This window comes from Streptacidiphilus jeojiense, assembly GCF_000719095.1.
Lineage (GTDB): Bacteria > Actinomycetota > Actinomycetes > Streptomycetales > Streptomycetaceae > Streptacidiphilus > Streptacidiphilus jeojiensis.
On sequence record NZ_JOEH01000039.1, the window covers coordinates 1 to 24,279 of the forward strand.

Below are 24,279 nucleotides of genomic sequence, written 5' to 3' on the forward strand. Positions count from 1 at the left end.
AAACGCCCGGTAACATCCCGAACCCGGAAGCTAAGCCTCACAGCGCCGATGGTACTGCAGGGGGGACCCTGTGGGAGAGTAGGACGCCGCCGAACAATCATTCAGAGCCGCGGCCCCAGCGATTCGCTGGGGCCGCGGCTTTTTGTGTTTTTGCAGGATCGAATTGAACTGGCCGGTAGCCCGTGAGCGGGCACCTGCCGGGTGCGGGACAATGAGAGTCGGTGGGGTGCCTCGACGGTGGCCACCGGGATGTTGCTGGTAGATCAGAAGGAGTCAGGTCGATGTCGAACCCCCCTCAGGGACGCCCGGAGCGCCGTTCGGGTGACGGATCGCAGGGCACCGGGGGTGCGGGCGCCGGCCGGCGTGACTCCCGTGGCGGTAGCTACAACCGCGACAGCCGCGATGATCGCGGACCGCGTCGGGACGACCGTCCGTCCGGTGGCGGCTACAACCGTGACGACCGCGGACCGCGCCGCGACGACCGGCCGGCCTCGTCCGGTGGTGGGTTCCGTCGGGATGACCGTCCCTCGGGCGGCGGGTTCAACCGTGACGATCGTCCCCGTGGTGGGGGCTTCAACCGTGACGACCGCGGTCCGCGCCGCGACGACCGACCGTCGTTCGGCGGCGGGTACCGTCGGGACGACCGCCCCTCCGGCGGTGGTTACAACCGCGACGACCGTCCCTCGAGCGGCGGGTTCAACCGTGACGACCGGCCTCGTGGTGGGGGCTTCAACCGTGACGACCGTGGCCCGCGACGTGATGACCGTCCGTCCGGTGGTGGGTTCAACCGGGACGATCGTCCGCGCAGCTTCAACCGCGATGACCGCGGCCCCCGTCGTGACGACCGACCCTCCGGTGGCGGATTCAACCGGGACGACCGTCCCCGTGGTGGGGGCTTCAACCGTGACGACCGTGGCCCGCGTCGCGACGACCGGCCCTCGGGTGGCGGTTACAACCGTGACGACCGTCCGCGCAGCTTCAACCGCGATGACCGCGGCCCGCGCCGCGACGATCGCCCGTCCGGTGGTGGGTTCCGTCGGGATGACCGTCCCTCCGGCGGTGGCTTCAACCGTGATGACCGTCCCCGTTTCAACCGGGACGATCGTCCGCGCAGCTTCAACCGTGACGACCGCGGCCCCCGTCGTGACGACCGCCCGTCCGGCGGTGGCTACAGCCGTGACCGGGACGACCGTCCCCGTGGCGGTGGCTTCAACCGCGACGACCGCGGCCCGCGATCGACGAGGACGTCACCGGGCAGGAGATCGACGGTGATGTCCGCCAGGAGCTGATGAGCCTGCCGAAGACGCTCGCCGAGGACGTGGCCAAGAACCTGGTCATGGTTGCGCGGCTGCTCGACAGCGAGCCGGAGGAGGCGTACGCGTACTCGCGCGTCGCGCTGCGGCTGGCGTCTCGGGTCGCGGCGGTGCGTGAGGCGGCCGGCTTCGCGTCCTACGTCACCGAGCGCTACTCGGAGGCGCTGACGGAGTTCCGTGCGTCTCGGCGGATGACCGGGTCGGCGGAGCTGTGGCCGGTCATGGCGGACTGCGAGCGCGGTCTCGGTCGGCCGGAGCGGGCGCTGGAGATGGCCGGCGCGCCCGAGGTGAAGCAGCTGGACAAGGCCGGGCAGATCGAGATGCGCCTGGTCGCCGCAGGTGCCCGCAGCGACATGGAGCAGTTCGACGCCGCCGTGGTGACGCTGGAGTGCCCCGAGCTCGGCTCGCACTCGGTGCAGCCCTGGACGGCCCGGCTGCGCTACGCCTACGCCGACGCGCTGATCGGCGCCGGGCGTGAGGACGAGGCCCGCGACTGGTTCGCCAAGGCGGTCGAGGCCGACCAGGACGGCAGCACCAACGCGGCCGAGCGCCTGGCGCAGCTGGACGGCATCGAGTTCGTCGACGCCCTCGACCCCGACGTCGAGGTGGACGACGAGGACGAGGACGAGACCGGCATCGTCGTCGAGGTGGACGACGACGGCGACGCGGAGGACGACGCCGAGTTCGCCCAGGGCGACGGCGAGGACTACTACGAGGACGACGAGGAAGAGGACGAGGAGGAGGGCTTCAGTAGCCCGTCCGCCGAGCGTCCCTTCCTGGAGCCCGAGAGCGATCGGGACTGATCCAACAGCTGTGGCCCGGAACCAGAAGTTCTCTGGTTCCGGGCCACAGCTGTTTCGGCTGACGGGCGCTCAGCGGACCAGCAGGCTGCGCAGGACCAGTCCGGTGGCCGGCTTGGGGCCGAAGGAGGTGGACTTCCTGGGCATGGTGACGCCTTGTTCGGCCAGTCGGCGGACCACCCCCTCGTCGACGGGGTGGAGCAGCACCGCGGTGCCCCCGCCGCGCTCGGCCTCGCGGACGGCGGCTGCGGTGTCGTGCAGGTAGCCGATGTGCTCGGGGGCGTCCGGGACGTGCCAGACCCGGTCCAGCAGCACCGAGTGCAGCACGGTGGCGTCCAGACGGCGGTACTCCTCGGGGCGGTCGTCGGGGACCGCCGCGCGCAGCGTCTCCTCGTCCGGCCCGGTGACCAGGTGGAAGCCGCCGTCGCCGGCGAGGACGAAGGCGTTCAGCCCGGCTGCCTTGGCGTCGGCCAGGGCGGCGAGCGCGCCCTGCTGGGTGCCGTCCTCCACCAGGCCGACCGACCAGGCGCCGTCGAGGGCGGAGAGGGCCTTGTCCACCGGGAGCTGCCGCAGTACCCGGTGGATGGCGCGGACCCGCAGCGGGTAGCGGGCGGTGTCGACGAGCAGCACCAGGCCGCGGTCCCAGGGGCTGTTGGCGAGGTGCCGGTACTCGCCCTGGAGGCGCAGGTACATGGCCCAGCGGTGGTGGCCGTCGGCGATCAGGGCCCGGCAGGTGGCCAGGTCGGTGCTGACGGCGGCCAGGTCGGCCTCGGCGGTGACGGACCAGAGCCGGTGGGTGGTGCCGTCGAGGGTCGTGGTGGTCAGCAGCGGGGGGCCGGACGCGGCGCGTTCGACCACGTCGGCGGCCCCGCCGTCGCCGCGGTAGGTGAGCAGCAGCGGCTCCAGGTTGGCCTTGGTGGTGCGCATCAGGCCGACCCGGTCGGCGACCGGCTGCGGCATCACGTCCTCGTGCGGGAGCACCACTCCGGCGCCCGGCTCGCTGAGGGCCAGCGCGCCGATCAGGCCGCGCTGCAGGGTGCCGCTGCCCGGGTCGCCGTCCTCGGGGGGAGTGTGCTGCTCGTAGACGTAGAGGGCGGGCGCGGGGTCGGGGACGAGCACGCCCGTGCGCTGCCACTCGGTGAGCAGGCGGGCGGCCTGGCGGTAGCCGCTCTCGGCGGTCGGCTGCGGGCGGGGCAGGATCAGCCGGACGATGTTGTGCGGGTCGCCGGTCTCCAGACGGAGGCGTCCGTCCGGGTCCACCACGTCGTAGGGCGGGGAGGTGACGGCGGCCAGGGAGCTGACCTTCTCCGGGTCGTAGCGCAGCCCCCGGAACGGGGCCAGCGACAGCCCGGCCGCGGCCACCCGTCCGGCATCACCCCAACCGCGGGCATCGTCGCCGGGGCGGAAATCTCCTGAGTCGTCTGCACTGACTGCTCTCACTCTGGGCATGTTAATCGGGTATGCCTGGTTGCCTGATCATCGGAGGGCGCGATGAGGGAACGTGCACGCAGTGACGAAGGTGCACCGAGCGGTGATGTCTACGAGTGGTTCCGGCGCGGCAGCGCCCTGCTGGCCGGGGGCCATCCGGGGGCCGCGCAGCAGTTGCTGAGCCGGGCCGCCGCGGCGGAGCCCGGCTCGGCGGCGATCCGGGAGTCGCTGGCCAGGGCCCAGTTCGACGCCGGTTCGTACGCCGCGGCGCTGGAGAGCTTCCGGGAGGTGGCACTGGCGGATCCGTCCGACGACTACGCCCAGTTCGGCTGGGGGCTGGCGGCGGCCCGGACCGGGGACTTCGAGGAGTCGGCGGTGCACCTGGCGCTCGCGGTGGCGATGCGCCCGGAGGCCGCCCACTACCGGGCCGCGCTGCGCCAGACACGGGCGACGCTGAAGGCGCGGGCCGGCGGGTTCGGTACGGTCGGGGCAGAGCACGGGCAGGACCAGCAGGACCAAGAGCATCATCAGGACGAGTAGGAAGACACCGATCCATGTCTGAGCACGCAGACCAGCCGCTGTACCGGGCCTATGACACGGCCCTGCTGGACCTGGACGGAGTCGTCTACGCCGGGCCCCGGGCGATCGACCACGCGGTGGAGTCGCTCGCGGAGGCCCGTGCGGCCGGGATGCGGCTGGCCTATGTGACCAACAACGCCTCGCGCACGCCCAAGGCCGTCGCCGAGCACCTGACCGAGCTGGGCGTCGCCGCGGAGCCGGAGGACGTGATCACCTCGGCGCAGGCGGCGGCCCGAGTCGTCGCCGGGAAGGTGCCGGCCGGCGCGGCGGTGCTGGTCGTCGGCGGCGAGGGGCTGCTGGAGGCGGTGCGGGAGCACGGGCTGCGCCCGGTGCGCTCGCTGGACGACGATCCGGCCGCAGTGGTGCAGGGCTATGACGCGACGGTGGGCTGGCAGCAGCTGGCCGAGGCCTCCTACGCGGTCGCCAGCGGCCTGCCGTGGGTGGCCTCCAACACCGACCTGACCATCCCGACCGCGCGCGGCACCGCGCCGGGCAACGGCACGCTGGTCGCGGCCGTGCGGACGGCGACCGGGGTGGAGCCGGAGGTGGCCGGCAAGCCGCTGCCGCCGATGCACCGGGAGACGGTGATCCGCACCGGGGCGAAGCGGCCGCTGGTGGTGGGGGACCGGCTCGACACCGACATCGAGGGCGCCTACAACGGCGGTGTCGACAGCCTGCTGGTGTTCACCGGCGTCAGCAGGCCCGAGGAGTTGCCGGAGGCCCCCGCGAAGTACCGCCCGACCTATCTGGCGGCGGACCTGCGCGGGCTGCTGCGGGTGCAGCCCGCGCTCAGCGCCGGGGACGGCGGTTCGTACCGCTGCGGCGGCTGGACGGTGGAGCTGCGGGACGGTGCCCTGGTCCTCGCCGAGCGCGGGGAGGACAGCTACGACGGGCTGCGGGCGCTGTGCGCGGCGGCCTGGGCGGCGGCGGACGCGCCCGGCGGGTCGACCCCGAAGTGGCGCGAGGCGCTGGCCTCGCTGGGTCTCTGAGGCCGGCCGGGGCCGGGGACGCCTAGAGCAGCTTGCGGAGCTGGAGCAGGTCGCGGATGCCCGCCTCCAGCTTGACCCGGCCGGTGGCCCAGGCCGAGGCGAAGTTCAGCTTGCCGTCGACCAGGGCGACCAGGTCGTCGCCGGACATCGACAGCCGGATCTGGGCCCGCTCGACCGGACGGCCGGGGGCCTCGGTCACCTCGGTGATGCTGCCGTCGCGCAGCCGCCCCGAGAAGGTGAGGTCCAGGTCGGTGATCCAGCAGGTCAGCGAGCGGTCCAGGGACGCGGCGGTGCGGACGTCGCCCTCGGCCTTGCCGAGGTTGCGGCTGAGCTGGTCCAGTGCCGCGCGGCACTCGGCGGGGGTGGCCATGGTGCGCTGTGCTCCTGAGGTGCGGGATGGGTGCTGGGTGCGTCCGACGCTACCGCAGCCCGGGGCGCGCTGAGTGCGCGACGGGGGGCGGCCAGGCGGTAGCGTCGGTGCAGGGCCTGTCGAGTGCGTGGGTGTGGAGGAGGAGTGCCGGATGCGCGACGTGGTGCGTGATTGCCTGAAGGCCGCGGCGGGGGCTGCCACCGGGGTCGTCGGCGTGGCCGAGGAGGTCCGGCGCAGGGCCGAGGGGGCCGCCCGGGAACTGGTGGAGCTGAGCGGGGTGCGTCCGGAGCAGTTGCTGGAGCGGGCGCCCGAGCCGGTGCAGCTGGTGGTCGGGGTGGTGCGCTCGGAGGCCGACAAGGTGTGGAGCCGCCTCGGTGACGGGGTGGTCCAGGTGGGTGTGGTCCTGGAGTTCCTGGAACAGCAGGTCCGGCACCTGCAGGGCGGGGAGGACGCGCCCGCGGCGGAGCCCGAGGAGCCGGAGGAGCCGGAGGAGGAGCCACGGGTCGCGCGGCCGCGCGCCGAGCAGGCCTTCCCGGCACCCCGGCGGAAGTCGGGCTCGGTGCGACCGGTGCGGGTGGTCGTCGACGAGGACCTCCCGGCGGACGACGAGGCCGCGGCGGCTGCGGCGCGCAGGCGCGCGGCCGTGCCGGGGATGAAGAAGACGGCCGCGCGGAAGGCGGCGGTCGCCGCCGAGGCAGCGGCGGCGCCGGCCCGGACCCCCGCGGCGCGGAAGGCCCCCGCCGGGAAGCCGGCCGCGGCGGCTGCCGCCACGGCGGTGACGGAGCCGGCACCGGTGGCGAAGGCGCCCGTGAAGAAGGTCGCAGCGAAGAAGGCCACGGCCAAGCCCACCGCGGTGGAGAAGACCCCGGCGAAGCGGTCTGCGGTGAAGCGGGTGGCGGCAACGAAGACCGTGGCCGAGGGCGCGTCGGCGACGAGCAGCGCCGCGAAGGGGAGCGCGGCGAAGCGGGCGCCGGCGAAGAAGGCCGTCGCCAAGAAGACCCCGGCGAAGCGGACCACTGCGGCGAAGAAGGCCACCGCCGGCGCGGTGGGCTCGTCCGCGAAGCGGGTGGCGCCGAAGGCGCAGGCGGGCGATGAGTGAGTCCCGGGAGCCGGTGCTGGAGACCGGGCACGACGCAGTCGACTCCGCGCTGGCGCGGCTCGCGGAGTTGGACGGGGTGCCGACGGAGGCGCATGCCGGGGTCTACGAGAGCGTGCACCGGACGCTTCGTGACACCCTGAACGCGCTGGACGCCGAGCCGCACCCGCTCGGCACCGATTCGAACCGCAGGAGCTGAACCGCACGTGGCAGTCGCACGACGCCGTCTGGACGCAGAGCTGGTCCGCCGCAAGCTGGCCCGGTCGCGGGAGCACGCCAGCGAGCTGATCGCCGCGGGGCGGGTCTCCGTGGGCGGGACGACGGCGACCAAGCCGGCCACCCAGGTGGAGACCGCTGCGGCGGTGGTGGTGGCGAAGGACGACAACGACCCCGACTACGTGTCCCGGGGCGGCCACAAGCTGGCCGGCGCGCTGGAGGTGTTCCGGCCCGAGGGGTTGGTCGTCGAGGGCCGCCGCTGCCTGGACGCCGGCGCGTCCACCGGCGGGTTCACCGATGTGCTGCTGCGCGCCGGGGTGGACCGGGTGCTGGCGGTGGACGTCGGCTACGGCCAGCTGGCCTGGTCGCTGCAGAGCGACGACCGGGTGACCGTGATGGACCGGACCAACGTCCGGGAGCTGACCCTGGATCAGCTCGACGGGGTGCCGGTGGACCTGGTGGTGAGCGATCTGTCGTTCATCCCGCTGGGGCTGGTGCTGCCGGCGCTGGCGCGCTGCACCGCGCCGGAGGGCGATCTGGTGCTGATGGTGAAGCCGCAGTTTGAGGTGGGCAAGGAGCGGCTGGGCAGCGGCGGGGTGGTCCGCAGCCCGCAGCTGCGCCAGGAGATGATCGAGAAGGTGGCCGGGCAGGGCGCCGAGGCGGGGCTCGGCGTGCGCGGGGTGACCGCGAGCCCGCTGCCCGGGCCCTCCGGCAATGTCGAGTACTTCCTGTGGTTCCGCCGGGACGCCCCGCCCCTGGACCCGGCGGATGCCCGCCGGGCCGTGGAGCAGGGCCCCCAGTAGCCCGTCAGCCGGTGATTGGCCGACCGGTCACTCGGCGGTGGCCAGGTCGGGCACGGGCAGCGGTGCGGAGGCGGCCGCCGGGGTGCGCGGGGCCTCGCGGTGCGGGACGTAGATGGACCGTTCGGCGATCAGGAAGCGCACCGCGAACGAGGCCACCAGGGTCAGCGCGGTCGCCCAGAGCACGCCCATGCCCAGGCCGCTGACCAGCAGCGCCAGCAGCGGGATGCGCAGCAGCAGGTCGGCGTTGCCGAGCGCCCAGAACCTGGCCGTGCGGCTGGCCCAGTGCCGGTGCCGCCGGCTGCGGAAGACGGTGGCCTCCAGCAGGGCGAAGTTCCAGGCCAGCGCCGCCTGGTTGGCCAGTACTTCGGCCGGCAGGTAGTGCATGTGAGCCTGGGTCAGCAGGTGCAGCAGGCCCAGGTTGGGCAGCACTCCGCTGAGGCCGATCAGGCCGAAGGCGAGGGCCCGGCCGCCCGGGGTGGAGAACCGCAGCCCGGTGAGGTGTCGCAGGAAGCGCAGGCCCTCGCGCAGCGAGGACTTGGACTCCCCGGCGAAGCGTTCGCCGAAGTGGTACGGCACTTCGGCGACCCGGCGCGGCCGGGACCTGACCGCGAGTTCCAGCAGGATCTTGTAGCCCAGCGGCCGCAGTTCGGCGGGGTCCACGGCTGCGGTGCGCAGTGCGAAGAAGCCGCTCATCGGGTCGCTGATGCCCTGCAGTTCCAGCGGGAAGACCCCCTTGGCCAGCAGGGTCGAGGCGCCGGACACCACCAGCCGATAGCGGTCGGCCAGGCCCTGCCTGCTGCCGCCTTCCAGGTAGCGGCTGGCCACCACCAGGTCGGCGCGTTCCCGGCGGCCGGTGGCGACCAGCTCCGGGACCAGGTCCGGCGGGTGCTGCAGGTCGGCGTCCATCACCACGGCCCAGTCGCCGCCGCCGTCGCAGACCTGGCGCAGGCCGGCCACGATGGCGCCGCCCAGCCCGCCCTCGGGGACGTCGCGGTGCAGCACGGTGATGGGCAGCGGGCAGTCCTCGGCGGCCGCGATGAGCAGCTGCGCGGTGTCGTCGCTGCCGTCGTCGACGAACAGCAGTCGCGGTACCGGGGCGTCCTGCGGCCGGTCGGCCGGGAGCAGCGCGGCGACCAGGCGGCGCAGCAGCTCGGGGACGTTGTCGCGTTCGTTGTAGGTCGGGATGAGCACGGTGAAGGCGGGGGTGCCGGCGGTGCCGGGGGTGTGCGAGGTCTCGGAGGTCATGGGATGGACCCTTCTGGCGTTCTGTCAGGAGGCTGGGCCGATCAGGAAGACTTGTCGATCTTTCGGATCTGGATCAGGTTCGTCCCGCTGCCGAAGGAGGCGATGACGGTGGAGTGCGTGAGCGCTTGCTCCACGGTGGGCAGGCTGTTGGGGTCCTGCCGGAGGGTGGGGGTGGAGACGATGTAGTCCAGGCTGCGCCAGCCCTTGGGGAAGCCGTGGGCGACCGCGGGGTCGAGGTCGACCTTGTAGAACCAGATGACGCCGGTGCCGGGCTTGAAGCCGTCGTGGACCAGGTCCAGCCACATCGCGTCGTCCACCACGATCCGGGTGCGGGCCGGGTCGGGGATGTCCGCGCGGATCCACTGGACGGCGCGGTCGTACTGGGCGTTGGCGTCGGCGGTGACGGCGGTGCGGTCGCCCTCGTACCAGTGCGGGACGACGTATCCGGCGGCGAGGACGGCGACCGCGCCGACCGCCGCCCAGCGCACCGGGCGCAGGCCGACCCGGGGGAAGGCGTGCAGTCCGGTGCGGACCAGGACCTGGGCGGTGGCGGCGATGCACAGGGCCAGGAACGGCAGCACCTGGATGATGTACATGGCCGGCAGGTAGCCCGCGTCGGGGCGCACCGCCACGGCCGTGAACAGCAGTACGGCGCAGGCCACGGCGCGCAGTTGGCGGGAGGCGACCATTGCGACGGCGGCCGCCAGCCCGGCCACGATCAGCACGTGGTCGTAGTAGAGCCAGGAGTTGAGGGTCTGGTTGGAGCCGGTCCCCGAGGTCAGCAGTGACCCGGACCCGGCCCGGCCGAGCTGGAAGGCGATGCCGCCCCACAGCGAGACATGGCCGGTGCCCGGCAGCAGCTCGTTCTTGAGCAGTGCGTACAGCGGGTACTGGGCGACGGTGAGGGCGAACGCGGAGCCGAAGCCGACCAGCGAGAACTTCCGGGTGGTGCGGTCGCTGCGCTGCCAGAGCAGCAGCACCAGCGCCGGCAGCGCCACCAGCATCGTCTCCTTGGAGAGCACCGCGGCGCCGGCGGCCAGGCCCGAGCTGATGTGGTGCCACAGGTGCCGGCGCGGTGAGGCGGCCAGGACCAGCGCGGCCAGTATCCACAGCACCGCGAAGTTGTCCAGGAACAGCTCCCGCTGCAGGCCCACCGACAGCGGCGACAGGCCGAACAGCAGCACCCCGAGCCCGGCCGCCCAGCGGGCCAGCCCGAGCCGCCGGGCCAGCACGAACAGCAGCAGGCAGCAGGCGGCGGTGACCGGGATCATCACCACCCGCATCTCCGCGGTGAACACGTGCGCCGGGGAGCTGAACAGGGCCGGGAGCCAGGACAGCATGGCGATCTGGATCCAGCCGAGCGGTGGATGGTCGTACCAGTAGGTGTAGGGGGCCAGGCCGTGCCAGTGCTGGACCGACCAGGCCTGGGCCAGGTAGGTGCCCTCGTCGTCGCTGACGGTGGGGTAGCCGGTGATGTTCCAGGCCTGGACGATCAGGACCGGCAGGGTGACCGCGAGCGCGGTCCACAGGTCCCGGCGCCGCCGGGAGGGTGCCGCGGGGGCCGGTGCCTCGGTGGTGGCTGCGCCGGCGAGGGTGTCCAGAACGGTGGTCATGGAACCTTCCTCTCTTCTCTGGGGTGCTGCTACGCGCCCTCGGTGAGGTGTGCGCCGACGTGCCGGGTGAGCTCCCAGCCGCGCTGACCGCGGCCCTCGCGCCAGACCGCGCGCAGTGCCGCCGCGGCCAGCACGACCTGGTAGAAGGGGCCTCCGACGATCAACTTGACGTAGTGCCAGGGCCGTACCCGCAGCCCGTACTGCAGGCCGAAGTCGTGCAGGGCCACCGCCTCGAAGGCGAAGGTCGCCAGGGTCGGCACCACCGGCAGGAAGGAGGCCAGTGCCACCGAGACCCGCAGGTGCCCGAAGAGGGCGAGTGCCACGTCCAGGGGGATGACCACGCCGGAGAAGGCCTGCAGGAAGGGGGTGCTGAGGGTCCATCGGGCCAGCAGCCGCTGCCGCACGGTGGGCAGCTGCTTCCAGTCCTTCTTGCGGTAGACCTGGAGGAACCCCTGGTTCCAGCGGGTGCGCTGGCGCAGCAGCCCGTAGAGGGTGTCCGGGGTCTCCTCGCGGGTGACCATCGCCGAGTCGTAGGCGACGACGACCTTGGCGCCCTGAGAGGAGAGCCGCACGCCCAGGTCGCAGTCCTCGGCCAGGCACTGCTCGTCCCAGCCGCCGGCCTGGCGCAGCACCTCGGTGCGGACGAACACGGTGTTGCCGCCGAGCGGGATGAAGCCGCGGCTGGCGTGCAGGTGCAGCCGGCTGCGGAACCAGAAGAAGTACTCCAGGCAGTTGCGCAGGCTGTACCAGCTGGAGTGGAAGTTGATCAGCTGGACCCCGCCCTGCACCACGTCGGCGTCGCCGCGGAAGGCGTGGTCGACGTGGGAGAGCAGGTCGGGGTGGACGTGGTCCTCGGCGTCGAAGACCCCGACGACGCGGCCGCGGCAGTGCGGCAGCGCCGAGTTGAGGGCCTTGGGCTTGTTCTTGACGGCGTGGGTGTCGGTGACCACCCGGACCTGCTCGGGGTGCTCCTCGGCGAGGCGGGCGGCCACCTCGGCGGTCTCCGGGTCGTCGTGGCCGACGATCACCAGGATCTCGTAGTCGGGGTAGTCGGTCTCCAGCAGCCGTTCGATGGTGTGCCGGAGCACCTCCTGCTCGTGCCGGGCCGGGACGAGCAGCGAGAAGGAGAGGCTGTGCGCGCCGTCGCTGGGGACGAAGCGGGTGCCTTCGAGTATTTCGGGTGTGCGCCAGGCGTGCAGCATCCACCAGAGTGTCAGCGCGGACATGCAGAAAAGCGTGGCGGACACCAGCAGCATGAAAATGGAACTGACCATTCACTTCCCCCCGGAGTGGTAATGCGTCAGTGCGGTGTATCGAATTCCGGATTTCCCGGTACTACCAGTAGAGCGCAGTCGGAGCAGCAACGGCGGCGGAAAGCAGGGCTTTTACGGACCGGCTACCGGGCCGAAATATCCACTAATGGATTCAAGTCATCCGGCCAGCACATTCAGGTCATGGGCGATGTCGGCGACGGTGGTCGTCGGGCTCCAGACGAAGCGGGCGGTGCCGTCCGGGCCGAAGACCAGGGTCTGGGTGCCGTGCTCGACGGTGCGGGTCCCGGCCGCGTCCTTGCTCGGCGGCTGGGCGGGGACACCCAGCGAGAGGGCGTCCCGGTCGACCACGGCGACCGGTCCGCTGAGGCCGACGAAGCCGGTGTCGAAGTCGTCCAGCCAGCTGCGCAGCACCGCTGGGGTGTCGTGGGCCGGGTCCAGGGTCACGAACAGGGTGGTGACCCGGGCCCGGCCCGCCGCCGGGAGCCGCCGCAGGGCGGCGGCGATGTCGGCCATCGTGGTGGGGCACTCGTCGGGGCAGGCGGTGTAGCCGAAGAAGAGGGTGACGATCCGTCCGGCCGCGCGGGTGCTGGGCCGGTAGGGCTTGCCGCCGGTGTCGGTGAGCTGGAAGGACGGCAGCGCCACGGTCGGCTCGATCCGGGTGCCGTAGTAGGGCCAGGCGCCGCTGGGTGCGGCCGGTGCGGTCGCCACGGCGATCGGGCCGCCCGCTGCCGCCTGCTGACGCACCGTCGGCGCAGCCGTGGCCGCGCAGGCGGTGAGCAGGGCGCAGCCGGCGGCGAGGGCCAGGCCCTCACGTATGCGTGCGGTCGCCGCTGCCACAGGCCGTCCCGTCCTTGTTGCTGTCGAGGTGCTGACGGTCCTTGCCGTAGACCTTCAGCGGGCCGAAGCCGTGCGTGGTCAGCCAGCCGCAGCGGGCGGCGGTGGTGGTGCCCTGGATGCTCCAGGGCACGCACTGGTTGGTGGTGCCGTAGTCGTGGTCGCAGCCGTCGACGTTGGCCGGGACCGGGACCCTGGACGGCCCGCTCCGGTTGGGGACCGCCCGGCCGCCGCTGCCGCCCGGTTGCGGGACGTGGACGGCGGGCGGCCCGGATGTCAGCGGGACGGCCAGGTGCCGGACCCGGTGCCCGTCGGCGGAGGCGCCGTCGGCGGCCTGGAGTCCCAGCAGGATCGTGGTCGCGGCGGCCAGGGCGCCGCCGGCGAGCAGGGCGCGGGTGCGCACGTTTCGGGTCGTCATGTCAGATGCACCCAGGTGGCTACGGAGGGAACCCCGTTGGCGTCGGTGACGAAGAGCATGTACCAGCCGGGCGGGGCGAGGTTGGGGTTGCTGGTGACGTTGAGGCTCAGGGTGTTGCCGTTGGCGGTGACCGGCAGGGCGACGTAGCGCTGGTTGGGGTCGGAGGAGTGGGTGACCGCGGCGGGCCGGATCAGTTCGGCGGTGCCGACGGTCCGGTCGACGGTGACGGTCTGGGTGGAGCCGTAGTGCCACTCGGTCGAGCCGACGGAGGTGATCTGCGGCCGGGCCCCGTCGAACAGGTACGGCGGCGAGTAGACCGAGACCCGCATGTCGAAGCTGCCGTCGCCGGGGTTGTTGCCGATCGCCATGACCCGGCCGTCGGGCAGCAGGAAGGCCGAGGAGTGGTAGGTGCGCGGCACCTGGTCGGCGGCGACCGGGGTGAAGGTGTTGGCGATCGGGTCGTACATCGACGCCTCGTAGACCGGGTCCTCGCGGTCGTGCAGGCCGCCGCCGGTCTCCAGCACCTTGCCGTTGGGCAGCACCACCAGCGAGACGTACATCTTGCCCTGGGTGCCGGTCTCGGTCGCGCCGCCGGTGACGGTCCCCTGCGGCAGCTGCGGCCCGGCGGTGTAGGTCGGGGTGGCTGCGGAGAGGTTGATCAGGTCGGTGTCCCGGTTGGCGTCGACGTTGGTGCTGACGTTGCCGCCGCCGACGGTCAGCACCTCCTGGTTCTGCGCCGGCGGCAGCAGCACCGACATCGACTGGTCCCGGTTGTCCTTGTCCTGCAGCCCGCTGACCGAGGTGATCGTGTTGGTCGTGTAGTTGTACAGGTCGGAGCCGGTGCCGGAGATGTTGTTCCCGAAGACGTGGCTGCCGGTGTAGAAGAGCGTGCCGTCCTGACGGAGGATCATCGCCGGGTACAGGCCCCAGTACGACCAGGTCTGGTTGACCTGGTTCAGCGGCAGCCAGGAGTTGCTCGCGGCGGAGAAGTACTCGGCGGTCACCGAGCCGGTGGAGTCGGCCTTGAGCCCGCCGAAGGCGAGCACGTCGCCGTTGCCCAGTTCGGTGGCCGAGGGGTACCAGTGGCCGTCGTTGAGGTTGTTGACCTTGACGTAGGTGTTGGTGTCCGGGTCGAACAGGTACGAGGAGTTGAGGCCCTCGTAGCCGTGGCTGCCGTCGGCGGCGGGGTAGGCGGCGTTGCCGCCCAGGATCAGCACGTCGCCGTTGGCGAGTTGGACGTGGCCGGAGCAGAACATGTCCGAGGGGGTGGGGATGACCTGGAAGGTCTCGGCCACCGGGTCGTAGACGGCGGAGGTGAAGGTGCCGGCCGCGAAGGCGTTGGGGTCGTTGCCGGAGCCGGCCACCATCAGGATCTTGCCGTTCTTCAGCAGCACCACGTGGATGGAGCGGACCGGCGAGTTGAACGGCAGCGTCTGCCAGACCCCGGCGGTGCAGGCGGTGCCGGCGCTGCAGCCGGTGCCGGTCACGGCGGCGGTCGCGTCGTACATGGTGTAGTCGTCGGTGACCAGGGTGCCGACGCCGTAGATGGACACGCCCCAGGTCACCATGTCGGTATTGGCCGGGATCGCCGGGGTCTCCACGCTGGTCTGCGCGTAGGTCGCGGACACCGGCAGGGTCTTCAGGTCGGTCCAGTACTGCCAGCCGTTCTGGGTGTCGTGCCGGAACATGGTGACCACCGAGTCCGGTGTGCTGGTCATGTAGTCCAGGCCGAGCAGGTACTGGTGCCCGGGGGTGACCGCCGGGGCGCAGGAGCTGTTCTCGGTCATCATCGCCTTGCGGTCGCCGGTGCCGGCGGCGGTCATGGTGATCTGCATGGCGTGGCTGCCGGTGTTGGACTGGCTGCTGACCGAGAAGGCCGCGGTGTTGCTGCCCCAGCCGGACTGCTCCCAGCAGACCGGCCAGTTTCCGGAGCCCAGCTGCTCGAATCCGGGATTCACCACCAGATTGGCCGAGGCGTTCGCCGGCCTGGCATTCGCCAGACCGAGTGCGAGCACCAGCACGAGAACCGAGAGCAGCCCGGTCAGTATGCGTCCGGGTGAACGGGAAAAACGGGAATGGCGGCGCAACTCGACCATACGAGCCCCCCCGGGCCTGGAAAACGGGATCCCCCTCGGTTCCCATGGGAAGCGTAGGGCAGCGGAATTGATCGGGAGCTCGGGTGCGACGTTTCTACTCCGGGAATTAACACACGGGTTACAGCGGGATTCGCCGGGGTGAACGGCTGTCCACCGGAGGGGCTGCTGGGGCTGGGCTTCCGGGTGCGCCGGAGCGCAGAAGGTAAGGTCGGAGCACTGCACTTGACCGCGACTTGCCCGCATCAGAGGGGGAGCGCCGACCGGGCCGAGGACGTCCCGTCCGGCGCCGGAGGTTCAGATGAGCGACCGTACCGTCTTCCTGCTCGCGCACACCGGCCGCGAGGAGGCCCTGCAGAGCGTCGAGTGCCTGGTGGAGGGGCTGTCCAAGGCCGGCATCAAGCTGCGGGTACTGGCCGAGGAGGCGCCCGACATGGGCTACCCGGCGCAGGTGGAGACGGTGGCGGTCGGTCCGGGTGCGGCCAGGGGCTGCGAGCTGGTGCTGGTGCTCGGCGGCGACGGCACGCTGCTGCGCGGCGCCGAACTGTCCCGGGAGTCTGGGGTGCCGATGCTCGGGGTGAACCTCGGGCGGGTGGGCTTCCTGGCCGAGGTGGAGCGCGACGACCTGCAGAAGGTGGTCGAGCGGGTGGTGGACAGCGACTACGAGGTCGAGGAGCGGATGACCCTGGACGTGGTCGTTCGAACGGACGGCCGGGTGGTGCACACCGACTGGGCGCTCAACGAGGCCTCCGTCGAGAAGGCATCCCGCGAACGCATGATCGAGGTGGTGACCGAGGTGGACGGGCGCCCGGTGTCCACCTTCGGCTGCGACGGGGTGGTCTGCGCGACCCCCACCGGATCGACCGCCTACGCCTTCTCGGCCGGCGGCCCGGTGGTGTGGCCGGAGGTCGAGGCGCTGCTGATGGTGCCGATCAGCGCCCATGCGCTGTTCGCCAAGCCGCTGGTGACCTCGCCGCACTCGGTGCTGGCCGTCGAGGTGCAGGCGAAGACGCCCAACGGGGTGCTGTGGTGCGACGGGCGGCGCACCGTGGAGCTGCCGGCCGGGGCCCGGGTGGAGGTCCGCAGGGGCGCGATCCCGGTCCGGCTGGCCCGGCTGCACCGGGCCCCCTTCACCGACCGGCTGGTCGCCAAGTTCGCACTGCCGGTGACGGGTTGGCGCGGAGCGGCGCAGCGCTGAGGCCCAAGGGCGGGTGAACGGGGCGGTCCCCGCTTCGCTCGGACGGGTCAGGCCACTAGGCTCAGGGCAACCCGTCATGGGGTCGTGGTACGGACGTGGACGGGAGCGCGGGCTCCCCAGGATTTCCCCCAGAGGGGCCAGTGAGCGCTCACCGAGAGGACAAGGTGCAGGTCAACGGCGTAGAGCGCCCCCGTCTGGAGGAGATGCGGATACGGGCGCTGGGCGTGATCGAGGACGCCGTGGTCGAGCTGTCGCCCGGATTCACCGTGGTGACCGGTGAGACCGGGGCGGGCAAGACCATGGTGGTCACCAGCCTGGGGCTGCTGCTCGGCGGCAAGGCCGACCCGGCCCTGGTGCGCAACGGCGCCGAGCGGGCCGTGGTGGAGGGGCGGGTCGCCGACGCGGTCGGCTCTCCGGCCGCGCAGCGCGCTGCCGAGGCGGGCGCCGAGCTCGACGACGGCGCGCTGCTGATCAGCCGTACCGTCTCCGCGGAGGGGCGCTCGCGGGCGCACGTCGGCGGGCGTTCGGTGCCGATGAGCCTGCTGGCCTCGCTGGGTGAGGACCTGATCGCGGTGCACGGCCAGACCGACCAGCAGCGGCTGCTGCAGCCGGCCCGGCAGCGCGGCGCGCTGGACCGCTACGCGGGCGATCCGGTGGCGCTGCCGCTGGTGGAGTACCAGACCGCCTTCCGCAGGCTGCGCGAGGTGACCGCGCGGCTGGAGGAGCTGACCACCCGGGCCAGGGAGCGGGCCCAGGAGGCCGACCTGCTGCGCTTCGGCCTGGACGAGGTCGCCGCGGCGGAGCCGCTGGCCGGCGAGGACCTGGAGCTGGCGGCGGAGTCCGAGCGGCTCGGGCATGCCGACGCGCTGTCCTCCGCCGCCAACCAGGCGCACGCCGCGCTGGCCGGCGAGCCCTCCGACCCGGACGCGGTGGACGCCGGGACCCTGCTGGCGCAGGCCCGGCGGGCGATGGAGTCGGTGCGCCACCACGACCCCAGGCTGGCGGCGCTGGCCGACCGGCTGGGCGAGGTCGGCTACCTGCTCGGCGACATCGCCGGCGACCTGGCCGGCTACGCGGACGACCTGGATGCCGATCCGGCCCGGCTGGCCGCGGTGGAGGAGCGCCGCGCGGTGCTGGCTCACCTGGTGCGCAAGTACGCCGGAGCCGCGGGCGGCGCCGAGGGCGGTCTCGCCGAGGTGCTGGAGTGGGCCGAGACGGCCGCCGAGCGGCTCACCGAGCTGGACGGCGACGACGACACCATCGGCGCCCTGGAGGAGGAGCAGGAGCAGCTCCGGGGCACCGTCTCCGAGCTCGCCGGGCAGCTCACCGCCGCCCGCAGGGCCGCGGCCGAGGACTTCGCCAAGGCCGTCACCGCCGAGCTGACCGAGCTCGCCATGCCGCACGCCCGGGTCAGTTTCGGGATCACCCCCGCCGCCGACTTCGGCCCCTACGGCGTGGACGAGGTGGAGGTGCTGCTGGCGCCGCACCCCGGTGCCCCGCCGCGTCCGATCGCCAAGGGCGCGTCCGGCGGTGAGCTGTCCCGGGTGATGCTGGCGGTCGAGGTGGTGTTCGCCGGGGCGGACCCGGTGCCGACCTACCTGTTCGACGAGGTCGACGCCGGCGTCGGCGGCAAGGCCGCGGTCGAGGTGGGCCGGCGGCTGGCCAGGCTGGCACGGACCTCGCAGGTCATCGTGGTCACCCATCTGCCGCAGGTGGCGGCCTTCGCGGACCGGCACCTGGTGGTGGAGAAGACCGTCGACGGCACGGTCACCCGCAGCGGCGTCACCACCCTCAGCGACGTGGAACGGGTCCGGGAGCTGTCCCGGATGCTGGCCGGTCTCGAGGACTCCGAGCTCGGCCGGGCACATGCGGAGGAACTGCTGGCGGCCGCCCGCACCGCGGCCGCCGACTAGCCGGAGGCCGTTCGGCGACACGCCGCCGAACGGGTGAGCAACGGGGCGTGACCACGGCTGCAGCGCCGCTGCCGACTGTCCAAGACCCCTTCCGAGCTGGCATCGTGGTGCCGCGACAGCCCGCCCGCCGACCCCTGTCCCACCGCCGACCCATCCGACCGAGCAGGAGACGACGCTGACCGTGGAGCACACCTCTGCAGCCCACACCGGCCAACTGCACGCCGTCCTGGTACTGGCGGGCAGTTCAGGCGGCATCGGCGCGCATGTGCGCTCCCTGGCCCAGGGGCTCAGCGCGCACGGCCTGGAGGTCACCGTGTGCGGGCCGGCCGAGACCGACGAGCTCTACGGCTTCTCCGGCTCGGGGGCGCGTTTCCAGCCGGTCGAGATCACGCCCACCCCGGGGCCCCGTACCGACGCCGCCGCGGTGGGCGAGCTGCGGCGGGCCTTCGCCCGGGCCTCGCTGGTGCACGCGCACGGGCTGCGGGCCGCGCTGCTGTCGGACCTGGCGCTGCGCACGGCGCGGGCCGGGACCCCGCTGGTGGTCACCTCGCACCACGCCAACCTCGCCACCGGGGTGGAGCGCAGGCTGCTGCGGCTGATGGAGCGCCGGGTCGCCAAGAACGCGGACCTGATCCTCGGCGCCTCCTCCGACCTGGTGGCCCGGGCCCGCAGTCTCGGCGCGGCCGACGCCAGGCTCGGCCCGGTGGCCGCGCCGCCGCTTCCGGTGGCGGCCGCGGAGCGCGGGCGGGAGGCGGTCCGCAAGGAGCTGCTGGGCAGCAAGGACCGGGTCGACCGTCCGGTGGTCCTGGCGGTGGGACGGCTGGTCCCGCAGAAGAACTTCCACCTGCTGCTGGACGCCGCCTCGGGGTGGCGCGGCGGCGAGGAGCCGCTGCTGCTGATCGCCGGGGACGGGCCCGAGCAGGGGGCGCTGCGGGCGCGGATCAAGTCCGAGAAGCTGCGGGCCAGGCTGCTGGGCCGGCGCTCGGACGTGCGGGAGCTGCTGCTGGCGGCGGACCTGGTGGTGATCTCCTCGCGCTGGGAGGCCCGGTCGCTGGTGGCCCAGGAGGCGTTGCGGGCGGGGGTGCCTCTCGTCGCGACGGCGGTGGGGGGACTTCCCGAGCTGGTGGGGGACGCGGCGGTGCTGGTCCCTCCGGGGGATCCGACGGCTCTGGCGGCGGCCGTGTCGGCAGTGCTCGCGGACGAGGGACGGCGGACCGAGCTTGCCGCTGCTGGGCCGGTGCAGGCGGAGACGTGGCCGGATGAGGCGGCTACGGTGGCTCAGGTGTTGAGCGTGTACGACGAGCTGACGGGGGAGCGGTAGGCGGTTCGGTCTGCGTTGGTGGGTGGTTGGCAGCGCAGTTCCCCGCGCCCCTTTTGTCTCAGGGGGTGATCGTCACGGTGAGGGTGCCGGAATCGTTGGTGCTGACCTGGATCTGGGTGAGGTCGGTGACGGTGACGGTCGCGCCGTAGGCGGTGGTGGCGGGGCCGACGCCGATGACGCGCATGCCGGCGGCGAGGCCGGCGCGGGTGCCGGCCTCGGAGTCCTCGAAGACGATGCACTCGCGCGGGTCGATGCCGAGCAGCTCGGCCCCCAGCAGGAAGCCCTCGGGGTCCGGCTTGCTGCGGGTGACGTGTTCGGCGGTGACGGCCACGGCCGGGACGGGCAGTCCGGCGGCACCCATCCGGGCCCGGGCCAGGGCGTCGTCGGCGGAGGTGACCAGTGCGTGCGGAAGGCCGGTCAGCGAGGCCAGCAGGGCCGGGGCGCCGCCGATCGGGACCACGCCCTCGGTGTCGGCGGTCTCCCGGGCCAGCATCTCGGCGTTCTCGGCGTGGTTGACCTCCATCGGCCGGTCCGGCAGCAGGATCGCCATGCTGGCGAAGCCCTGCCGCCCGTGGACCACCTCCAGCACCCGGTCGCCGTCCAGGCCCTGCTTGGCGGCCCAGGCCCGCCACACCCGCTCCACCGCCGGACCGGAGTCGACCAGGGTCCCGTCCATGTCGAGCAGCAGGGCACGGGCGGTCAGGACCACAGTCGCGGCGGTGGTGGCAGGCATGGCACTCCTTTGCGGAAACGACTTTGTTCCACGAGTATACAAAGGAGGACGGCTACCTCGCGGGCAGTCCGCCGACTGCGTTCAGCCGCAGTGCGGTGTCGATCAGCGGGACGTGGCTGAAGGCCTGCGGGAAGTTGCCGACCTGCCGCTGCAGCCGCGGGTCCCACTCCTCGGCGAGCAGCCCCACGTCGTTGCGGATCGCCAGCAGCCGCTCGAACAGGTCGCGGGCCTCGCCGACCCTGCCGATCATCGCCAGGTCGTCGGCCAGCCAGAACGAGCAGGCCAGGAACGCGCCCTCGTCGCCGGGCAGGCCGTCCAGGCCCTCGACGCCGCCGCTGGTGGGGTAGCGCAGCACGAAGCCGTCGGGGGTGAGCAGCTCGCGCTGGATCGCCTCGATGGTGCCGATGACCCGCTTGTCGTCCGGCGGCAGGAAGCCGACCTGCGGGATCAGCAGCAGCGAGGCGTCCAGTTCCTTGGAGCCGTAGGACTGGGTGAAGGTGTTGCGCTCCCGGTCGAAGCCGTTCTCGCAGACGTCGTAGTGGATGTCGTCGCGCAGCTGGCGCCAGCGCTCCAGCGGGCCCTCGTGCGGGGTCTCCTCCAGCATCCGGATGGTGCGGTCCACCGCGACCCAGGCCATCACCTTGGAGTGGACGAAGTGCCGGCGCGGGCCGCGCACCTCCCAGATGCCCTCGTCCGGTTCGCTCCAGTGCTGCTCCAGGTAGCTGATCAGGCGCAGCTGCAGCAGGTGGGCGTGGTCGTTGCGGACCAGACCGGTCATGTGGGCCAGGTGCAGCGCCTCGACCACCTCGCCGTAGACATCCAGCTGGAGCTGTTCGGCGGCGGTGTTGCCGATCCGGACCGGGGTGGAGCCCTCGTAGCCGGGCAGCCAGTCCAGCGAGGCCTCGGTGAGCTCCCGCTCGCCCGCGATCCCGTACATGATCTGCAGGTTCTCCGGGTCGCCGGCGACCGCCCTGAGCAGCCACTCGCGCCAGGCGCGGGCCTCGTCGCGGTAGCCGGTGCGCAGCAGCGAGGAAAGCGTGATGGTGGCGTCGCGCAGCCAGGTGTAGCGGTAGTCCCAGTTGCGGACGCCGCCGATGTCCTCCGGCAGCGAGGTGGTGGGGGCGGCCACGATGCCGCCGGTGGGGGCGTAGGTGAGGGCCTTGAGGGTGATCAGCGAGCGGACCACGGCCTCCCGGTAGGGGCCCTGGTAGGTGCAGTGGGAGACCCAGTCCTGCCAGAACTCCTCGGTGGTGGCCAGTGCCTCCTCGGCGTCCGGCTGGTCCGGGGCGCCCAGGTGCGAGGGCTGCCAGGTGAGCGCGAAGGCGATGCGCTGGCCCGCCGCGACGGTGAAGTCGGCGTAGGTGGTCAGGTTGCGGCCGTAGGTCTCGGCCTCGCCGTCCAGCCACACCGAGTCGGGTCCGGCGACGGCGACGGTGCGGACGGTGTCGCCGTCCTCCACCTTGTGCACCCAGGGGACCACCCGGCCGTAGGAGAAGCGCATCCGCAGCGCCGAGCGCATCCGCACCCGGCCGCTGACCCCCTCGACGATGCGGATCATCTGCGGGACCGCGCCGCGTTCGGGGAGCCCGCGCGGCGGCATGAAGTCGATCACCCGGACGGTGCCGCGCGGGGTGTCCCACTCCTGCTCCAGGACCAGCGAGTCGCCGCGGTAGCGGCGCCGGGTGGCCGGCGCGGCGGGGGCCGCGGCGGTCGGCGGCAGCACCCGGAACTCGCCGCTCTCGGTGAAGTCGGGGATGCCCTTGGGCGCGGCCGTCTGCGGCTGCCCGATCGGGTCGGCCGGGCCGATCCGCCAGAAGCCGTGCTCGTCGGTGCCGAGCAGGCCGGCGAAGGCGGCGGGGGAGTCGAAGCGGGGCAGGCACAGCCAGTCGACCGAACCGTCCCGGCTGATGAGGGCGGCGGTCTGCATGTCGCCGATGAGGGCGTAGTCCTCGATACGAGCGGCCACGTGGATCTCCAGTTCGCGAGATGAACTCGGCAGCGCTGATGCGGGGGAAAGGGAGGCTCAAGGGGTGGAAGCGCCCGGATCTGCCGTCGATCCGTCAGGTGCTGTGGTGCTCCTGGGATCTGTGGGGTTCCTGCTGCAGGAACGCGTCCGTGCAGGATACGACGCCGACCGGGGTGGGTGTGAACACCGTGATCACGGCGCGCCGCCGGAGGGGCCGAGGAACGCGATCAAGCCACGGCGCTGATAGGCTGGTACTCCGTGGACTGGTGCTAAGCACCGCCGCCAACCCGCCCCTCAGCGACCCTGGTTTCCCAGTGTCCCCGGGGGCGGTACGCAGGGTCCGGTCGACACCTGCGAAGACGCAACCACGGGAGCCCCCTCTTGGCACAGCCCCATTCGGCCAGTTCCGGTCGGAACAACTCGACGACCAAGCACCTCTTCGTCACCGGGGGCGTCGCCTCCTCGCTCGGCAAGGGGCTCACCGCCTCCAGCCTCGGGGCTCTGCTGAAGGCCCGCGGACTGCGGGTCACCATGCAGAAGCTGGACCCGTACCTCAACGTCGACCCCGGCACCATGAACCCGTTCCAGCACGGCGAGGTCTTCGTCACCGACGACGGCGCCGAGACGGACCTGGACATCGGCCACTACGAGCGGTTCCTGGACACCAACCTGCACGGCTCGGCCAACGTCACCACCGGGCAGGTGTACTCCACCGTCATCGCCAAGGAGCGCCGCGGCGAGTACCTGGGCGACACCGTGCAGGTCATCCCGCACATCACCAACGAGATCAAGTCCCGGATCCGCCGGATGGCGACCGAGGACGTCGACGTGGTGATCACCGAGGTCGGCGGCACCGTAGGCGACATCGAGTCGCTGCCCTTCCTGGAGGCCGTCCGCCAGGTCCGGCACGAGGTCGGCCGGGACAACGTCTTCTTCGTGCACGTCTCGCTGCTGCCCTACATCGGCCCCTCCGGCGAGCTCAAGACCAAGCCGACCCAGCACTCGGTCGCCGCGCTGCGCAACATCGGCATCCAGCCCGACGCGATCGTGCTGCGCGCCGACCGCGAGGTGCCGCAGGCCATCAAGCGCAAGATCTCGCTGATGTGCGACGTCGACGAGGAGGCCGTGGTCGCGGCGATCGACGCCAAGTCGATCTACGACATCCCCAAGGTGCTGCACGGCGAGGGGCTGGACGCCTACGTGGTGCGCCGGCTCGACCTGGCCTTCCGCGATGTCGACTGGACAGTCTGGGACGACCTGCTGCGCCGGGTGCACGAGCCCGAGCACGTGGTGAAGGTCGCGCTGGTGGGCAAGTACATCGACCTGCCGGACGCCTACCTGTCGGTGACCGAGGCGCTGCGGGCCGGCGGGTTCGCCAACAAGGCCAAGGTCGAGATCAAGTGGGTCACCTCCGACGACTGCCGGACCCCCGAGGGCGCCGAGGAGCAGCTCGGCGACGTGGACGCGATCTGCATCCCGGGCGGCTTCGGGGACCGCGGGGTCGACGGCAAGGTCGCCGCGATCACCTACGGCCGGGAGAAGCAGATCCCGCTGCTGGGGCTGTGCCTGGGACTGCAGTGCGTGGTCATCGAGGCCGCGCGCAACCTGGCCGGGCTGGCCGACGCCAACTCCACCGAGTTCGACCCGGCGGCGCAGAACCCGGTGATCTCGACCATGGCCGAGCAGCTGGAGATCGTCGACGGCAAGGGCGACCTGGGCGGCACGATGCGGCTCGGGCTGTACCCGGCGAAGCTCGCGGAGGGGTCCATCGTCCGCGAGGTGTACGGCGACGAGCCGTACGTCGAGGAGCGGCACCGGCACCGCTACGAGGTCAACAACTCGTACCGCGGCGAGCTGGAGAAGGCCGGGCTGGTCTTCTCGGGGCTGTCGCCCAAGGGCGACCTGGTGGAGTACGTGGAGTACCCGCGCGACGTGCACCCGTACCTGGTCGCGACCCAGGCCCACCCGGAGCTCAAGTCCCGCCCCACGCGCCCGCACCCGCTGTTCGCCGGGCTCGTCGCGGCAGCAGTGAAGCGTCAGGCCAACGACGGCGAGTAAGCACCACCAGGGGCGCGGG

The 24,279-nt window shown here is 72.4% G+C and carries 18 protein-coding genes, 1 rRNA gene and 2 pseudogenes; 12 read left to right on the top strand and 9 right to left on the bottom strand.

Translation table 11 applies throughout. The annotated features are described in order from the left end of the window. The 3 genes and pseudogenes from rrf to IF29_RS0136665 all read left to right on the top strand — a co-directional run. Positions 1–95 (top strand): 5S ribosomal RNA (rrf, locus tag IF29_RS44120); the annotation flags it as partial. A gap of 285 nt (positions 96–380) precedes the next feature. After that, a pseudogene (locus IF29_RS45525) lies at positions 381–1,289 on the top strand (hypothetical protein); the annotation flags it as partial. Next, positions 1,289–2,116, top strand: coding sequence for a tetratricopeptide repeat protein (locus tag IF29_RS0136665; protein WP_051726510.1), 828 nt, complete (start codon positions 1,289–1,291; stop codon positions 2,114–2,116). The pseudogene IF29_RS45525 and the gene IF29_RS0136665, both read left to right, overlap by 1 nt. A 69-nt stretch (positions 2,117–2,185) precedes the next feature. Here IF29_RS0136665 and IF29_RS0136670 read toward each other — a convergent pair whose 3' ends face one another. Beyond that, positions 2,186–3,475, bottom strand: a complete 1,290-nt coding sequence (locus IF29_RS0136670; protein ID WP_030265020.1) for a DUF1015 family protein — start codon at positions 3,473–3,475, stop codon at positions 2,186–2,188. 129 nt (positions 3,476–3,604) lie between these two features. Between IF29_RS0136670 and IF29_RS0136675 the strand changes: the two genes are divergently transcribed. Next, positions 3,605–4,081 carry a tetratricopeptide repeat protein gene (locus tag IF29_RS0136675; RefSeq protein WP_037598048.1) on the top strand — a complete coding sequence of 159 codons (477 nt, stop codon included), beginning with the start codon at positions 3,605–3,607 and terminating at the stop codon, positions 4,079–4,081. A gap of 14 nt (positions 4,082–4,095) precedes the next feature. After that, positions 4,096–5,109, top strand: coding sequence for an HAD-IIA family hydrolase (locus tag IF29_RS0136680; RefSeq protein WP_030265026.1), 1,014 nt, complete (start codon positions 4,096–4,098; stop codon positions 5,107–5,109). A gap of 22 nt (positions 5,110–5,131) precedes the next feature. Here IF29_RS0136680 and IF29_RS0136685 read toward each other — a convergent pair whose 3' ends face one another. Then, on the bottom strand, positions 5,132–5,479 hold the full coding sequence (locus IF29_RS0136685) for an SCP2 sterol-binding domain-containing protein (protein WP_030265030.1): 348 nt from the start codon (positions 5,477–5,479) through the stop codon (positions 5,132–5,134). Between the two features lie 151 nt (positions 5,480–5,630). On the opposite strand from IF29_RS0136685, the gene IF29_RS46530 reads away from it, so the two are divergent. Genes IF29_RS46530 through IF29_RS0136700 form a run of 3 tightly spaced genes read left to right on the top strand, consistent with a single transcriptional unit; the run spans position 5,631 to position 7,594 of the window. After that, the gene (locus IF29_RS46530) at positions 5,631–6,578 is read left to right on the top strand and encodes a hypothetical protein (RefSeq protein ID WP_051726511.1); all 948 of its coding nucleotides are present in this window, start codon (positions 5,631–5,633) and stop codon (positions 6,576–6,578) included. Continuing rightward, positions 6,571–6,774 (top strand): hypothetical protein, encoded by a 204-nt coding sequence (locus IF29_RS0136695; protein WP_037598051.1) that lies wholly within the window; start codon positions 6,571–6,573, stop codon positions 6,772–6,774. The genes IF29_RS46530 and IF29_RS0136695 overlap by 8 nt, the downstream gene beginning before the upstream one ends. Before the next feature lie 7 nt (positions 6,775–6,781). Beyond that, entirely contained in the window at positions 6,782–7,594 is an 813-nt protein-coding gene (locus tag IF29_RS0136700) for a TlyA family RNA methyltransferase (protein WP_030265038.1), read from the top strand. 27 nt (positions 7,595–7,621) lie between these two features. On the opposite strand, the gene IF29_RS0136705 is transcribed toward IF29_RS0136700, so the two are convergent. The 5 genes and pseudogenes from IF29_RS0136705 to IF29_RS0136730 form a co-directional block, all read right to left on the bottom strand. After that, on the bottom strand, positions 7,622–8,839 hold the full coding sequence (locus IF29_RS0136705; RefSeq protein ID WP_063757694.1) for a glycosyltransferase: 1,218 nt from the start codon (positions 8,837–8,839) through the stop codon (positions 7,622–7,624). Positions 8,840–8,880: 41 nt separating this feature from the next. Further along, a complete protein-coding gene (locus IF29_RS0136710; RefSeq protein ID WP_037598053.1) occupies positions 8,881–10,452 on the bottom strand; it encodes an ArnT family glycosyltransferase in 1,572 nt (523 codons plus the stop codon). 29 nt (positions 10,453–10,481) lie between these two features. Continuing rightward, on the bottom strand, positions 10,482–11,726 hold the full coding sequence (locus IF29_RS0136715) for a glycosyltransferase (RefSeq protein WP_030265046.1): 1,245 nt from the start codon (positions 11,724–11,726) through the stop codon (positions 10,482–10,484). A gap of 156 nt (positions 11,727–11,882) precedes the next feature. Then, positions 11,883–12,563 carry an SCO family protein gene (locus IF29_RS0136720; protein ID WP_051726512.1) on the bottom strand — a complete coding sequence of 227 codons (681 nt, stop codon included), beginning with the start codon at positions 12,561–12,563 and terminating at the stop codon, positions 11,883–11,885. Next, positions 12,535–15,074, bottom strand: a pseudogene (locus tag IF29_RS0136730) (galactose oxidase-like domain-containing protein). The gene IF29_RS0136720 and the pseudogene IF29_RS0136730 overlap by 29 nt, the downstream one beginning before the upstream one ends. Before the next feature lie 298 nt (positions 15,075–15,372). Here IF29_RS0136730 and IF29_RS0136735 point away from each other — a divergent pair. The 3 genes from IF29_RS0136735 to IF29_RS0136745 all read left to right on the top strand — a co-directional run bounded on the left by IF29_RS0136735 (position 15,373) and on the right by IF29_RS0136745 (position 19,503). Then, positions 15,373–16,269: an NAD kinase gene (locus tag IF29_RS0136735; protein WP_030265056.1), complete on the top strand. Its 897-nt coding sequence runs from the start codon at positions 15,373–15,375 to the stop codon at positions 16,267–16,269. A gap of 203 nt (positions 16,270–16,472) precedes the next feature. After that, positions 16,473–18,182 (top strand): DNA repair protein RecN, encoded by a 1,710-nt coding sequence (gene recN / locus IF29_RS0136740; RefSeq protein WP_030265059.1) that lies wholly within the window; start codon positions 16,473–16,475, stop codon positions 18,180–18,182. A gap of 181 nt (positions 18,183–18,363) precedes the next feature. Continuing rightward, entirely contained in the window at positions 18,364–19,503 is a 1,140-nt protein-coding gene (locus tag IF29_RS0136745; RefSeq protein WP_051726514.1) for a glycosyltransferase family 4 protein, read from the top strand. A 58-nt stretch (positions 19,504–19,561) separates the two neighbouring features. Here the strand turns inward: IF29_RS0136745 and IF29_RS0136750 are convergent, their stop codons facing one another. Both IF29_RS0136750 and IF29_RS0136755 read right to left on the bottom strand, forming a co-directional pair. After that, positions 19,562–20,236, bottom strand: a complete 675-nt coding sequence (locus tag IF29_RS0136750; protein ID WP_030265063.1) for an HAD-IA family hydrolase — start codon at positions 20,234–20,236, stop codon at positions 19,562–19,564. 52 nt (positions 20,237–20,288) lie between these two features. Further along, positions 20,289–22,202 (bottom strand): glycoside hydrolase family 15 protein, encoded by a 1,914-nt coding sequence (locus IF29_RS0136755; protein ID WP_030265064.1) that lies wholly within the window; start codon positions 22,200–22,202, stop codon positions 20,289–20,291. A 381-nt stretch (positions 22,203–22,583) separates the two neighbouring features. On the opposite strand from IF29_RS0136755, the gene IF29_RS0136760 reads away from it, so the two are divergent. Beyond that, on the top strand, positions 22,584–24,260 hold the full coding sequence (locus IF29_RS0136760) for a CTP synthase (protein WP_030265066.1): 1,677 nt from the start codon (positions 22,584–22,586) through the stop codon (positions 24,258–24,260). Positions 24,261–24,279 lie beyond the last annotated feature (19 nt).